Below are 13143 nucleotides of genomic sequence, written 5' to 3' on the forward strand. Positions count from 1 at the left end.
GCAGCGATCGCCAGCGGCCACTGGTCAGGTCCGGCAGGGCCTGGCCCATCAGGTTCAGGCGCACACCACGCACGCCTGACCGGGCCATGTCGGCAAGGGTGTGTGGCTCGACATCGGGCGCCAGCATCACCACCCCGCGCAGTTGCTGCGGCACCGCCCGCAGGGCGCTGAGCAGGTAGCGGTTGTCGGTGCCGAGGAAACTCGGCTGCACCAGCACGCCATGGCTGAAACCATGGGCCAGCAGCTGGCCCAGGTAGTCGCCCAGCGGCGCATCGTAATCAGGGGCATACCGCCGCTCACTGGCCAGCGCCAGCCCACGGCTGAAAACGTGGGCGTGGCTGTCGATCGCGCTCAGGTGTAAAGGAGGTACGTCGGGCATGGCTCTCATACAGAAAAGTCAGGTTATTTGGCAACTGCCCCGGCGGTGTTCGGCGCCGTGGCATTTTCGAGGGTGCGCCCGCGGGTCTCCGGCAAGCACAAGGCGGCGATCACCGCCACGCCATAGGCGATGCCAGCGTCGATACCAATGGCGCTGCCCAAGGACATCGACTCGCTCATGTGGCCGACCAGGAACGGGAACACTGCCGACAGTACGCGGCCGAAGTTGTAGCAGAAGCCCACCCCGGCACCGCGCACCTCGGCCGGGTACAGCTCATTGAAAAACGCCCCCAGACTGGCCGGGATACCGGCGGCGAAAAAGCCCAGCGGGAAGCCGAGGAACAGCATCTGCGTGTTGGTCAGCGGGAAGAACACATAGGCTTGTACGGTCAGCACGCAGCACAGGGCGAACAGCAGAATATTCTTGCGCCGGCCGATGCGGTCGATCAGCAGGCCGCTGACCACGCAACCGCACCAGAAGGCCAGGATGATCACCGCCAGGTAACCACCGGAGTTCAGCACCGACAGGTTGCGCTCGGTTTTGAGGAAGGTCGGCAGCCAGGTCATCACCGCGTGGTACCCACCATGGGCGCCCAGGCCAAGCAGGCCGCCCAGCAAGGTCACGCGCAACAGCTGCGGGCGGAAGATGCCGGCCATGGAGTGCAGGAAGCTGGCAGGGATGGCATTGGCGTTCTGCAGGCGCTGGAAGCTGTCCGGCTCGGGCACGTTGCGGCGTACCCAAAGGATCAGCAACGACGGCAACAGGCCGACGAAGAACATCACCCGCCAGGCAAATTCCTGCGGCACCAGCGAGTAGATCAGCATGAACAGTGCCACGGCCAGGCCCCAGCCCACGGCCCAGGCGCTCTGCACCGTGCCCATGACCTTGCCGCGGTATTTCGGGTTGATGGTTTCGGCCATCAGCACGGCGCCGGCAGCCCACTCGCCGCCGATACCGAAGCCTTGCATGGCCTTGACCAACAGCAAGGGGTAAAAACCGGTGACGAACGCCGAGAGGAAGGTGAAGCACGAGAACCAGAGGATCATCCACTGCAGGGTCCGCACGCGGCCGTAGCGGTCGGACAAGGTGCCACCCAGCCAGCCGCCGATGGCCGAAGTCACCAGGGTCAGGCCACTGATCAGGCCGGCATCGCCTTTGCTCAGGGAGAACGCGGCGATCAGCGCCGGGATGGCCAGGCCGAACATCTGCACTTCCAGCGCATCGAGCGACCAGCCGCCGAAACAGGCCCAGAATGTCTTGCGTTCCCGCGAGGTGATCTGGCGATACCAACTGAACATGATTGTTATCCTTCTAGTGTGTGCCTGTGACCGCCAGGCAAGCGAAGCCACCGCGCCGCGTGTGCACGGCGCAGAGGGAAACGGGGTGCAGCCGCCGGCTTAGCGAATGTCGATGCGGTAGCGGAAGTGCTGCGCATGGCCGCGTGAGCGGCGCCATTCCAGCGGCTTGCCGGCGTAGTCACGGGCCAGGCGCTCGATCACCACCACCGGGCTGCCGGCCGGCAGTTGCAGCAAACGGCCATGCGCCGCGTCAACCGCTTCGGCGGTGAGGGTTTCTTCGGCGTAGGCGACCACCTGGCCGCACAGTGCTTCGTAGAGGGGGTACAGCAGCGGCCCCTCGCTGTTCAGGTCGACCTCCAGCAACGGCTGGAACGTCTGGCGCGGCAACCAGATTTCTTCGGCCAGTACCGGCTGGGCGCCGAGCAGGCGCGTACGGACAATTCGGATCACCTCGCTGTGAACCGCCAGGCCCAGTGCTTCGGCGACCGCCGAAGGCGCGGTCATCGGCTCGATGGCAAGAATGCGGCTTTCAGGCACCGCGCGCTGGCCATTGGCGGCTTCGAAGCGGAAGAACCGGAACAGCGAAGACTGGAATTGCGGGCGGCGCACGAAGGTACCGCGCCCCTGCTGACGCTCCAGCACGCCTTCAGCCACCAGTACGTCCACAGCTTTGCGCACGGTGCCGACTGACATGTCGAACTCGGTGGCCAAGGCAGCCTCAGTCGGGATCGCTTCGCCTGGGCGCCAGCGGTTGTTGGCAATCTGCTCGAGCAAGTGGTCGCGCAGTTGTTGGTAACGGGGCAGTCGAGCATCACCGGACAGTGGGTGCATGGGTCTCGCTCTCTTGTTGTTATATAAACATATATATGAATTCTGGAGGCAGTATTCCCCGCGTATGCCGGGCTGTCAATCCTCCACCTGCCTCGCTCGCGACAGGGCCAATACCGGTCAACGAAGCCGGGCCCTGCGACCACGCGCCACTGCGACCATCGTCGGCGCTGACGAAGCGCCACCGGCGTGCCAGACTGGTAGATCGGGACCGCGTTATCTTATTGCTTCGGAGTTTTCATGTCGTTGTCCAGCGGGCTGATCGCCGTGGTCGCCCTGGCCTATATGGCCATCATGTTCGCCATCGCCTTCTATGGCGACCGCCGCAGCACGCCGTTGCCGCCCAAACTGCGTGCCTGGGTGTACAGCCTGTCGCTGGCCGTGTACTGCACCAGCTGGACCTTCTTCGGCGCCGTTGGCCAGGCCGCCGAACAACTGTGGGCGTTCTTGCCGATCTACCTGGGCCCGGTACTGCTGCTGATTTTTGCGCCTTGGGTGTTGCAGAAGATGGTGCTGATCAGCAAGCAGCAGAACATCACCTCGATCGCCGACTTCATCGCCGCACGCTATGGCAAGTCGCAGACCCTGGCGGTGGTGGTGGCGCTGATCTGCCTGGTTGGCGTGCTGCCCTACATCGCCCTGCAGCTCAAGGGCATCGTGCTGGGCGTGAACCTGCTGATCGGCGCCAGTGCCGACGCCACCGGCACACGCGTCCAGGACACCGCGCTGGTGGTGTCGCTGGTATTGGCGCTGTTCGCCATCGTGTTTGGCACGCGCAGCCTGGACGTGACCGAACACCACCGTGGCATGGTCCTGGCCATTGCCTTCGAATCGCTGATCAAGCTGCTGGCCTTCCTGGCTGTGGGCATCTTCGTGGTGTTCAACCTGTATGACGGCTTCGGCGACCTGTTCAGCCAGGCACGCCAGTCGATTCAGTTGCAGGATTACTGGCAGGAGACCATCAACTGGCCTTCCATGGTGGTGCAGACCGCCGTGGCGATGATGGCGATCATCTGCCTGCCACGCCAGTTCCACGTTACCGTGGTGGAGAACATCGAACCACAAGACCTGCGCCTGGCCCGCTGGGTGTTCCCCCTGTACCTGGGGCTGGCTGCCCTGTTCGTGGTGCCGATTGCCTTGGCCGGGCAAATGCTGCTGCCAGGGGCCGTGATTTCCGACTCGTTCGTGATCAGCCTGCCGCTGGCCGAGGCCCACCCGAGCCTGGCCCTGCTGGCGTTCATCGGCGGCGCCTCGGCAGCCACCGGCATGGTCATCGTCGAGGCCGTGGCACTGTCGACCATGGTCTCCAACGACATGCTGCTGCCCTGGCTGCTACGCCGCAACAATGCCGAACGGCCGTTCGAAGCGTTCCGTCACTGGATGCTCTCGGTGCGCCGGGTGACCATCGTGGTGATCCTGCTGCTGGCCTATGTCAGCTATCGCCTGCTGGGCTCGACCGCCAGCCTGGCAACCATCGGCCAGATCGCGTTTGCCGCCGTGACCCAATTGACCCCGGCCATGCTCGGCGCACTGTACTGGAAGCAGGCCAACCGCCGCGGTGTGTTTGCCGGCCTGGCTGCCGGTATCTTCCTGTGGTTCTACACCCTGGTGTTGCCGATTGCCGCGCACAGTGTGGGCTGGCCCCTGCAGGTATTCCCAGGGCTGGCTTGGCTGCACGGCAACCCGCTGAACCTGCCAATCAGCCCCCTGACCCAGGGCGTGGTGTTGTCGCTGGCGGGCAACTTCACCCTGTTCGCCTGGGTGTCGCTGCTGTCGCGCACGCGGGTGTCCGAACATTGGCAGGCTGGCCGCTTTATTGGCCAGCAGACCAGCGCCCGGCCCAGTAGCAAGCCACTGCTGGCGGTACAGATCGACGACCTGCTGACCCTGGCATCGCGCTTTGTCGGCGAAGAGCGCGCCCGGCAGAGCTTCATCCGCTTTGCCTACCGCCAGGGCAAGGGCTTCAACCCCAACCAGAACGCGGACGGCGACTGGATCGAACACACCGAACGGCTGCTGGCCGGCGTGCTGGGCACCTCGTCGACCCGCGCGGTGGTCAAGGCGGCCATCGAAGGCCGCGACATGCAGCTGGAAGACGTGGTACGCATCGCCGATGAAGCCAGCGAAGTCCTGCAGTTCAACCGCGCCCTGCTGCAGGGCGCCATCGAGAACATCAACCAGGGCATCAGCGTGGTCGACCAGAACCTGCACCTGGTGGCCTGGAACCGCCGTTACCTGGAGCTGTTCAACTACCCGGAGGGGCTGATCAGCGTCGGCCGGCCGATTGCCGACATCATCCGTTACAACGCCGAGCGCGGGTTGTGCGGCCCCGGCGAGGCACAGGTGCACGTGGCGCGCCGCCTGCACTGGATGCGCCAGGGCCGTGCGCACTCCTCCGAGCGGTTGTTCCCCAACGGCCGGGTAATCGAGTTGATCGGCAACCCGATGCCCGGGGGCGGGTTCGTCATGAGTTTCACCGACATCACGCCGTTCCGCGAGGCCGAACAGGCACTGCGCGATGCCAACGAAGGCCTGGAGCAACGGGTGGCCGAGCGCACCCATGAACTGTCGCAACTGAACCAGGCATTGTCCGAAGCCAAGAGCCAGGCCGAAGCGGTCAGCAAGTCCAAGACCCGCTTCCTGGCTGCAGTCAGCCATGACCTGATGCAACCGTTGAACGCTGCGCGGCTGTTTTCCGCCGCCTTGTCGCAGCAGGCCGAAGGCATGAATGAAGAAGCCCGGCAATTGGTGCAGCACATGGACAGCTCGCTGCGCTCGGCAGAGGAGCTGATCAGCGACCTGCTGGACATCTCGCGCCTGGAAAACGGCAAGATCACGCCAGACGCCAAGCCCTTCGCCCTTACCGAACTGTTCGACACCCTCGGCGCCGAGTTCAAGCTGCTGGCTGCCGAGAAGGGCCTGGAATTCCGCCTGCGCGGCAGCCGCCTGCGGGTGGACAGTGACATGAAACTGCTGCGCCGGGTGCTGCAGAACTTTCTTACCAACGCCCTGCGCTATGGCAAAAGCCCGATTCTGCTGGGGGCACGGCGCCAGGGCGGGCGGCTGTGGCTGGAAGTCTGGGACCGCGGCCCAGGCATCGCCGACGACAAGCTGCAGGTGATCTTCCAGGAGTTCAAGCGCCTGGACAGCCACCAGACCCGTGCCGAAAAGGGCCTGGGCCTGGGCCTGGCGATCGCCGACGGCCTGTGCCGGGTGCTCGGCCACCCACTGGAAGTACGTTCATGGCCAGGCAAAGGTACGGTGTTTCGGGTCAGTGTGCCCATCGCCCGCCAGGCCGCGCCGGCACAGCCCGCCCCGCTGGAACAGGCGAGCCAGCCGCTGGCAGGCTTGCAGGTACTGTGCGTAGACAATGAAGACAGCATTCTGATCGGCATGAACAGCCTGCTCAGCCGTTGGGGTTGCCAGGTGTCTACTGCGCGTAACCAGGCCGAATGCGCCGCCTTGCTGGACCACGGCCTGCGCCCGCACCTGGCGCTGGTGGACTACCACCTGGACGACGGCGAGACCGGCACCGGGCTGATGGGCTGGCTACGTGCGCGGTTGGGTGAACCCCTACCGGGTGTGGTGATCAGTGCCGACGGCAGCAAGGAAACCATTGCCCTGGTGCATGCGTCCGGCCTCGACTACCTGGCCAAGCCGGTCAAGCCTGCGGCCCTGCGCGCCATGCTCAATCGCCATCTGAGCCTGGTTCAGTAAGCGCTTGATCGGCCAGCGCCGCGTCGGCCAGCGCCCGTTCCAGCAGGTCGGGCGGCAGGCTTTTGCTGGCGCGGGCGCCGAGCAACTTCAATTGCTCGCTGCGGCTTACCAGGTTACCGCGCCCCTCGCACAACTTGTTGCGCGCCGCAGCATAGGCTTTGTCCACCTGTTGCAGGCGACTGCCCAGCTCGTCCAGGTCCTGGATGAACAGGACGAACTTGTCGTATAGCCAGCCGGCCCGCTCGGCGATCTCCCGGGCGTTCTGGCCTTGGCGTTCCTGCTTCCAGAGGCTGTCGATCACCCGCAACGTCGCCAGCAAGGTCGTGGGGCTGACGATCACGATCTGCCGGTCGAAGGCTTCCTGGAACAGGTTAGGCTCCGCCTGCAGGGCCGCCGAGAAGGCCGCCTCGATGGGCACGAACAGCAACACAAAGTCGAGGCTGTGCAGGCCTTCGAGGCGGTTGTAATCCTTGCTCGACAAGCCTTTGACATGGCTGCGCAGCGATTGCACATGCTGCTTGAGCGCGGCCTCGTCATTGCTGGAAACGAACTGCTGGTAGGCCGTGAGGCTGACCTTGGCGTCCACCACCACCTGCTTGTCGCCCGGCAGCATGATCAGCACATCGGGCTGGAAGCGCTCACCATCGGCGCTCTTCAGGCTGACCTGGGTCTGGTACTCACGGCCCTTCTCCAGGCCGGCATGCTCCAGTACCCGCTCGAGAATCAACTCGCCCCAGTTGCCCTGGGTTTTCTGGCCCTTCAGTGCCTGGGTCAGGTTGGTAGCTTCGTCGGACAGGCGCAGGTTGAGCTGTTGCAGGCGCTCCAGCTCCTTGCCCAGCGAGAAGCGCTCCCGGGCTTCCTGTTGGTAGCTCTCCTCGACCCGTTTTTCGAACGACTGGATGCGTTCCTTGAGGGGGTCGAGCAACTGGCCAAGGTGCTGCTGGCTGGTCTGGGCAAAGCGCTGCTCACGCTCGTCGAAGATCTTGGTGGCCATTTCGGCGAACTGGGCACGCAGGGTGTCACGGGCTTCTTGCAGGTCTTCGAGGCGTTGCTGGTGGCTTTCCTGCTGTTCGCGCAGTTCAGCCTCCAGGCGTGCGCTTTGCGCCTCCAGGCGGCGCAGTTCGGCTTCGCGGTTGGCGCGTTCGAGGTGCCAGGCATGGGCGGCGTCGCGGGCGTTGTCGCGGTCGATCTGCAGCAACTCCAGCTCACGGCCCTGGGCGGCCAGCTGGCTCTGCTTGAGGGTATTGGCTTCGCTGAGGTCGCTGATTTCGTCGCGGCTGGCATCCAGCTGCGCTTGCAGCCCGGCCTGGGCCAACTGGGCGGCGTTGAGTCGCTCCTCCAGCAATGCCTGCTCGCCCTGCCGTGCCCCCTGACGGCGCTGGAGCTGCATGATCCACCCCAGGCAGGGTAAAGCCCCTGCCACCACGCCGAGCAGAATGCTGGCCAGATCCACTGTCATGCTTACCCCGAACGCGCTGTGCAAATTGTCTGCAGCTTATCAGCCTTCAACCCGCAAACCACTGCCCCAGCAGCCGCTGCGCTTCCTGCGAACCTTGCCCCGCCGCAAGCTCCAGCCAGTAACGCGCCTGCGCCGGCGCGTTGTGCTGGCACAACCGCGCGTATTCCAGCTGCGCCCGCCGGTCCCCGGCCCGCGCTGCCTGGCGCAGTAACTCATGGCCAATGCGCCGGTCACGGGCATTGCCGCAATCCCGGCACAGCATTTGCCCAAGCCGGCTTTGCGCCACCACCACACCCTGGCGGGCCGGCTGCTTCAGCAGGCGGCCCGCCAGATGCTTGACCTGGGGCTTGTCACCGAGGCGCGGGCTATCGAGCAGCCACAAGGCCACTTTCAAGCTGAACCGCTTGGCGTCAGGGGGTGGTGTAGGGGCGGCGGAGTTGGCGAGGTGTTTACTGCGGAACTTCATGGCAACACGTCAGGCAGTGCGAAAGGCGCGCCACTGTACGCTTTTTTTTTCGCTATGGCCTGTCGAATCCGGAACAATGAAAAAAATTTTAAATGATCTTTTCTTGACGTTCGCCGGCGAATGGCTGGGCTAGTCATCCAGGCTTAGCGATTGTCGGACAGCTCGGCGCGTAGCTGATACGCCCGTGCTAGAGCAAGTGCCGGGGACAATCCACAGTTCCTGTGGATAACTCGGTGGACAACCCTATGACACACCCCGCAAACCCCCGTAAACTGTGGGCTTCAGTCAAACTGACGATTTTTTCACCAGCTGAAAATAGTGTTTTTTTTCATTGACTTAACCACGCAGTCAAGGCATTGGCGAAGTCGGCAGGGGTTGTTGCGGTGCTGTTACAAGCCCTGCACCGAATGTGAACAAATGCACCGTGAGCCCTCATTTGAATGCACGCAATGGGCACATCCGTGGCGATACGGGCCATTTGCACCCTCTTCCCAGCCTGGCAAATTCAGGCCATACTGCTCGGCTACCCAATACTGACGCAGTGCTTGCCAAGCGCACTCATTCACTGTACAGTCCGCCTCGTTAGTACCAAGCTGAAAGTCAATTCTGGCCCAATGTCCTTGCAGTCGCCCACCTCCCAAGTGCGGCCCTGCTGAAACCAGGACGGCCCATTCGATGATTCACTCGCCAGCCACAGGCTGGTCAGGCACGAATCACCCGACAGATTGATCAGGATCCCATCCCGATGGCCGCGAACCTTGGCCTCGGCGTGCTGCCTGCCTTCTGAAGTACCTACCAGTCAGCCCAAGCGCCCACATTTGATTGCGCCCCCTCTGGCTGCCCTGTTCCAGTCAGGTTCGCTCGTCCCTTAATAATGGCGTCACTGGAACGTTTCTATCATGCACGGATCATACTCCCCGTGTTTAAAGCAGGAACATCCAACAATATGCAAACTCATCATCAAATTCAGGCTGCCATTGGCACCCTTTCCCAGGCCTTCTCGCCGTTGAAGTGCCTTATCGTTGCCCCACGCAAAGGCAGCTTCAGCTTTACCCTGGTAGACGAACACGGCGTCGCCTGCCACACCGAGCGCCTGTACCCTGAACAGTACAGCCGCAATGAACCCTTGCAGGCAGTCATTGCAAGGACTCGCCAGTCGCTCACCGCGTGAGCGGCGAATGCTGCAGTATTCATACGCTGAATCATGCCATCGTCTACCTGCCTGAACGTTCACGGCGTAATTGCCTTAGGGCATATACCCCGCAACGTCAGGCAGCAATCGATTTAAAAACAGCTCTTTACACCACGATTATCACACTACACTTCAACTCGAGCGGTACTTGCCGCTTCCGGCGGGCCTGACTCCTTCACCAGCTGCCAAGCTCCAGCGCCCGTCCGGCCCTTTACTGTTCGAGGGCATCATGGGTATTGCGGCGAATGAATTGTGTCAGTATGTGATACGGCCCACCCTGGTTTACCTGAACCGTCACTGCGCCAGCGCTGAAGCCTTGTTACTGGGCATTGCCGCCAGCCAGTCGGCACTCGGGGCTGCCTTGCACGACCGGCGCGGGCACGGCCTCTACCGCATTGGCGAACACCGCCACCAAGCGCTGTGGGATAACTACCTGGCCCGTGATCCCGACCTGGCCAGCCTGGTCCGGGGCCTGGCGAGCCAGCATGCCTTCCTGGGCGGCCCGCACCTCGAGCTTACGGTCAACCTGCGATACTCCACGGCCATTGCCTGGATGCTCGTCGAAGAACACGCCATGCCCTTGCCCGCCGCTGACGATTTACTGGCACTGGCGCGCATATGGCGTCAGATTTTCTACCCCCAAGGCCGCTTGCGCGACTTCACTCATGCTTGGCACACCTGCGTGGATCAAAGATTGCCCCAGGCATCTTGAGAAGCGTCCTACATCACAGCCGGAAAAAAGGGAATTTTGGTCGGATTGTCCTACAAAACCGCTCTAACTCCTGCGATTCAGGCTATAGCGCGGCGCGTCATTTGTTGGTAGCTTTTCGCCCCGGAGATCCCAAGGAGTTTTCTAATAATGAAAAAAGTAATGCTCAAAACCTCCCTCGGCGTAGCCGTTGCTCTTGCATCCAGCCAACTGCTCGCCAGCGGCTTTGCATTGAACGAACAGAGCATCAGCAGCATGGGGACAGGTTTCGCGGGACGTTCTTCTTCTGCCGAAGATGCCAGCACCGTGTTTGGCAACCCGGCCGGCATGTCCCGCCTCAAACGTGAACAGTTCACCGTGGGCGGCGCAGCCGTCATCGCCAAAACCGACATTTCCGGGCCAGGCAGCAACCTCGGGGGGGAAACCGATGGTGACATGGTGCCGGTCGTTGGCGTGCCCATGGGCTACTACGTCAAACCTATCGACGACCACTGGAGCGTCGGCTTCGGTGTCTATGTGCCGTTCGGCCTGGTAACCGACTACGGCAGCGATGATGCTGCGCGCTACTGGGGCAAAAAGAGCCACGTCGAGGTCGTCACCTTCCAGCCTACCGTCAGCTACGCCTTCAACGACAAGGTCTCGATCGGTTTTGGTCCAACCATCAACCGCATCAAGGGTGAATTGGGCTCCAGCCTGATCAACCCATTCACCCCGGGCCGCAACGATGGTGAAGTGAAAATCAAGGGTGACGATACTGCCGTTGGTTACAACATCGGCCTTATGGTGCAGGCCACCGACCGCACCCGCGTCGGCCTGACCTACCACTCGATGGTCGACTACAAGCTGGAAGGCAAGACCCGCGTCAGCACCCCGCTGATCGGGCCGTTCAACGGCAACAAGTTCGATGCCAGCCTGAAGATCAAGACGCCGGAATCGGTCGACCTTTCGGTTACTCACGAACTCGATGACCAGTGGACCCTCTACGCGGGCAGCACCTGGACCCGCTGGAGCCGCCTGGAAAACATCACCGTGCAGAACGATGTGCCTGCGCCACTGGCAGGTTCGGCATTCCAGACCATCACCGAAGAGCAGAACTGGCACGACACCTGGGCACACGCCATTGGTGCATCGTACAAGGTCAACAAGGAGTGGGTACTGCGTACCGGCTTTACCGTTGACCAGTCGCCAACCAACAACCACGACCGTTCGCCGCGCATCCCGACAGGTGATCGCAAGGTGTTCAGCCTGGGCGCAGGCTGGAGCCCGAATGACGACATGACCATTGACGTGGCCTATTCCTACCTCTGGGAAGAAGACACCAAGGTCAACCAGGTCAGCGCAACCAAGGGCAGCTACCAGGCCAAGTACGAGAACAGCGCGCACGGTGTCGGTGCGTCGCTTACCTATCGTTTCTGACGGTACGCGCTGCCTGAAAAAACCGCCCTCGCGGTTGATGCCTGTCAGTTAAGCGTTATTGGGGCTGCTTTGCAGCCCTTCGCGGGCACGCCCGCTCCCACAGGTTTAGCGCTGAACTCAAGAAAAGCGCCATCCCCTGTGGGAGCGGGCGTGCCCGCGAAGGGTCGCAAAGCGGCCCCAAATTACTTAACTGACTGGCATTACCCTCGTGGCGGTTTTTTCACGCCTGGACCTGCCAGGTGTCAGCCAGGTGTTCACGCAGGTACGCCGCGAACACGCGCACAGCAGGCGTCATGGCAAAGCGGTCTGCCAGGCACAGGTAGATGTCCATCGGCTCGGTCTGGGCGTATGCCTGGCCGTTGTCGCTGTATTCAAACAACGGCACCAGCGCACCTGAAGCCAGATGTGGCCGCACGATGAATTCGGCCAGGCGGGTAATACCACCATCATGCACGGCCATGTGGGTCAGCGCATCGATGTCGTCACTGATGAGCACGTTGCCGAACACCGGCTCGAAGCGCAGCCCGTCGCGCATGAACCCCCAACGTAGCAGGCGGCCGTCCACCGGGTAGCGGAACACCAGGCACCGGTGATCGCGCAGGGCCTCAGGCGTGCTCGGTAGGCCGGCGCTTCGCAAGTAGCCGGGTGAGGCGCAGCAAATGAACGGGATACGGGCGATGTGCCTGGCCAGCAGCTGCTCTTCCAACTGCGGGGTGATGCGCAGGCTCACGTCGACATCTTCACGGGCATGGTTGACGCGCCGATCGGTCGTTACCAATTCTATCGAAAGCAGTGGGTAGCGGGCGCTGAAGGCGGGTATCAGGGGAGCCACTACATGGCGACCGAACGCCGAGGTCGAAGCAATGCACAGTCGGCCTTGGGGTTCACTGTCTGGGGCGGTGATGGCCTGCTCGGCTTCGGCAAGATCACGTTCGATATGACTGACACGTTGGTAGTACTGGTTGCCTGCGGGTGTCAGGGACATGCTACGGGTTGTGCGGGTAAGCAGGCGCACCTGCAGGTGGCTTTCCAGGCGGGCGAGGTTCTGGCTGACCGCTGCCGGGGTGAGGCCGAGGTTACGGGCGCCAGCGGCAATGCTGCCGGCTTCGACCACTTTGATGAAGCAACGGATGGCGTTGAGCAGGTCCATGCAGTGGCCCTTGATTCGTAAGCATCTCTTTATAAAGAACTCAGTATTGCTGGTCTACTGCTGCCATTGCGAGGGTTGCTAGCCTGCGGCTTCACTTAACTTCAAGGAGTACGCATGAACGATCTGTCCCCCACCCGCCGCCGCCGCAAATTGCACCCCGTCGCCACGCCCTATGTTTTCGCGTTCTACATGTCTTCGATCATGGCGTTATTGATGAGCTTTGTTATTACAGCAGCGAACTCTGGCGTTACCCCGGACTACCTGAGCAATGTATTGAAGGCCTATCAGTTGGCGATGCCGGTGGCGTTTGTCTGTGTATTGATGGTGAGGCCGGTGGTTGTACGGCTGGTGGCGATCACGGTGCATGCCAAGTGAGGTTGCCCACCGCTGGTACAGGTGGCGCTGGCCCACATCTTCAACCCCCGCATAGCTGTTGATCTGGCTTTTGATCTGGCTCTTGATCTGGCTCTTGATCTGGCTCTTGATCTTGATCTTGATCTTGATCTTGATCTTGATCTTGATCTTGATC

General features: G+C 62.3%; 11 protein-coding genes. 5 read left to right on the forward strand and 6 right to left on the reverse strand.

All coding sequences use genetic code 11. From position 1 onward, the window contains the following. From APH30_RS21860 to APH30_RS21870, 3 genes are all read right to left on the reverse strand, one after another. The coding region (locus APH30_RS21860) for an amidohydrolase (RefSeq protein WP_156326600.1) at nucleotides 1-379 on the reverse strand (379 nt) is incomplete at its 3' end. A gap of 23 nt (nucleotides 380-402) precedes the next feature. Continuing rightward, a complete protein-coding gene (locus tag APH30_RS21865; protein ID WP_054913749.1) occupies nucleotides 403-1677 on the reverse strand; it encodes an MFS transporter in 1275 nt (424 codons plus the stop codon). Between the two features lie 99 nt (nucleotides 1678-1776). After that, complete coding sequence (locus APH30_RS21870) at nucleotides 1777-2508, reverse strand: GntR family transcriptional regulator (protein WP_029886688.1); 732 nt, start codon at nucleotides 2506-2508, stop codon at nucleotides 1777-1779. 237 nt (nucleotides 2509-2745) lie between these two features. Between APH30_RS21870 and APH30_RS21875 the strand changes: the two genes are divergently transcribed. Continuing rightward, the gene (locus APH30_RS21875; RefSeq protein WP_054913750.1) at nucleotides 2746-6222 is read left to right on the forward strand and encodes a PAS domain-containing hybrid sensor histidine kinase/response regulator; all 3477 of its coding nucleotides are present in this window, start codon (nucleotides 2746-2748) and stop codon (nucleotides 6220-6222) included. Here the strand turns inward: APH30_RS21875 and rmuC are convergent. Both rmuC and APH30_RS21885 read right to left on the reverse strand, forming a co-directional pair. Next, a complete protein-coding gene (rmuC, locus tag APH30_RS21880) occupies nucleotides 6194-7567 on the reverse strand; it encodes a DNA recombination protein RmuC (protein ID WP_161893205.1) in 1374 nt (457 codons plus the stop codon). The genes APH30_RS21875 and rmuC overlap by 29 nt on opposite strands. Before the next feature lie 160 nt (nucleotides 7568-7727). Further along, the gene (locus tag APH30_RS21885) at nucleotides 7728-8147 is read right to left on the reverse strand and encodes a tetratricopeptide repeat protein (protein ID WP_047149702.1); all 420 of its coding nucleotides are present in this window, start codon (nucleotides 8145-8147) and stop codon (nucleotides 7728-7730) included. Between the two features lie 946 nt (nucleotides 8148-9093). Between APH30_RS21885 and APH30_RS21890 the strand changes: the two genes are divergently transcribed. The 3 genes from APH30_RS21890 (at nucleotide 9094) to APH30_RS21900 (ending at nucleotide 11464) form a co-directional block, all read left to right on the forward strand. Next, nucleotides 9094-9318 carry a hypothetical protein gene (locus tag APH30_RS21890; RefSeq protein ID WP_009686213.1) on the forward strand — a complete coding sequence of 75 codons (225 nt, stop codon included), beginning with the start codon at nucleotides 9094-9096 and terminating at the stop codon, nucleotides 9316-9318. 250 nt (nucleotides 9319-9568) lie between these two features. Further along, a complete protein-coding gene (locus APH30_RS21895; protein ID WP_029886692.1) occupies nucleotides 9569-10051 on the forward strand; it encodes a hypothetical protein in 483 nt (160 codons plus the stop codon). A 147-nt stretch (nucleotides 10052-10198) separates the two neighbouring features. Further along, on the forward strand, nucleotides 10199-11464 hold the full coding sequence (locus APH30_RS21900; protein WP_029886693.1) for an OmpP1/FadL family transporter: 1266 nt from the start codon (nucleotides 10199-10201) through the stop codon (nucleotides 11462-11464). A 220-nt stretch (nucleotides 11465-11684) separates the two neighbouring features. Here APH30_RS21900 and APH30_RS21905 read toward each other — a convergent pair whose 3' ends face one another. After that, entirely contained in the window at nucleotides 11685-12614 is a 930-nt protein-coding gene (locus APH30_RS21905; RefSeq protein WP_054913751.1) for a LysR family transcriptional regulator, read from the reverse strand. A gap of 114 nt (nucleotides 12615-12728) precedes the next feature. Here APH30_RS21905 and APH30_RS28265 point away from each other — a divergent pair, with 114 nt between their 5' ends. Beyond that, nucleotides 12729-12989 (forward strand): DUF2798 domain-containing protein, encoded by a 261-nt coding sequence (locus APH30_RS28265; protein ID WP_082416233.1) that lies wholly within the window; start codon nucleotides 12729-12731, stop codon nucleotides 12987-12989. Nucleotides 12990-13143: the final 154 nt, after the last annotated feature.

Source organism: Pseudomonas sp. NBRC 111127 (assembly GCF_001320345.1).
Classification (GTDB): Bacteria; Pseudomonadota; Gammaproteobacteria; order Pseudomonadales; family Pseudomonadaceae; genus Aquipseudomonas; species Aquipseudomonas juntendi.

What these genes read in the sequence shown, in the direction of transcription:
- APH30_RS21865 (WP_054913749.1), bottom strand. Translation starts at nt 1,677, where the DNA reads ATGTTCAGTTGGTATCGCCAGATCACCTCGCGGGAACGCAAGACATTC.
- APH30_RS21870 (WP_029886688.1), bottom strand. Translation starts at nt 2,508, where the DNA reads ATGCACCCACTGTCCGGTGATGCTCGACTGCCCCGTTACCAACAACTG.
- APH30_RS21875 (WP_054913750.1), top strand. Translation starts at nt 2,746, where the DNA reads ATGTCGTTGTCCAGCGGGCTGATCGCCGTGGTCGCCCTGGCCTATATG.
- APH30_RS21885 (WP_047149702.1), bottom strand. Translation starts at nt 8,147, where the DNA reads ATGAAGTTCCGCAGTAAACACCTCGCCAACTCCGCCGCCCCTACACCA.
- APH30_RS21890 (WP_009686213.1), top strand. Translation starts at nt 9,094, where the DNA reads ATGCAAACTCATCATCAAATTCAGGCTGCCATTGGCACCCTTTCCCAG.
- APH30_RS21895 (WP_029886692.1), top strand. Translation starts at nt 9,569, where the DNA reads ATGGGTATTGCGGCGAATGAATTGTGTCAGTATGTGATACGGCCCACC.
- APH30_RS21900 (WP_029886693.1), top strand. Translation starts at nt 10,199, where the DNA reads ATGAAAAAAGTAATGCTCAAAACCTCCCTCGGCGTAGCCGTTGCTCTT.
- APH30_RS21905 (WP_054913751.1), bottom strand. Translation starts at nt 12,614, where the DNA reads ATGGACCTGCTCAACGCCATCCGTTGCTTCATCAAAGTGGTCGAAGCC.
- APH30_RS28265 (WP_082416233.1), top strand. Translation starts at nt 12,729, where the DNA reads ATGAACGATCTGTCCCCCACCCGCCGCCGCCGCAAATTGCACCCCGTC.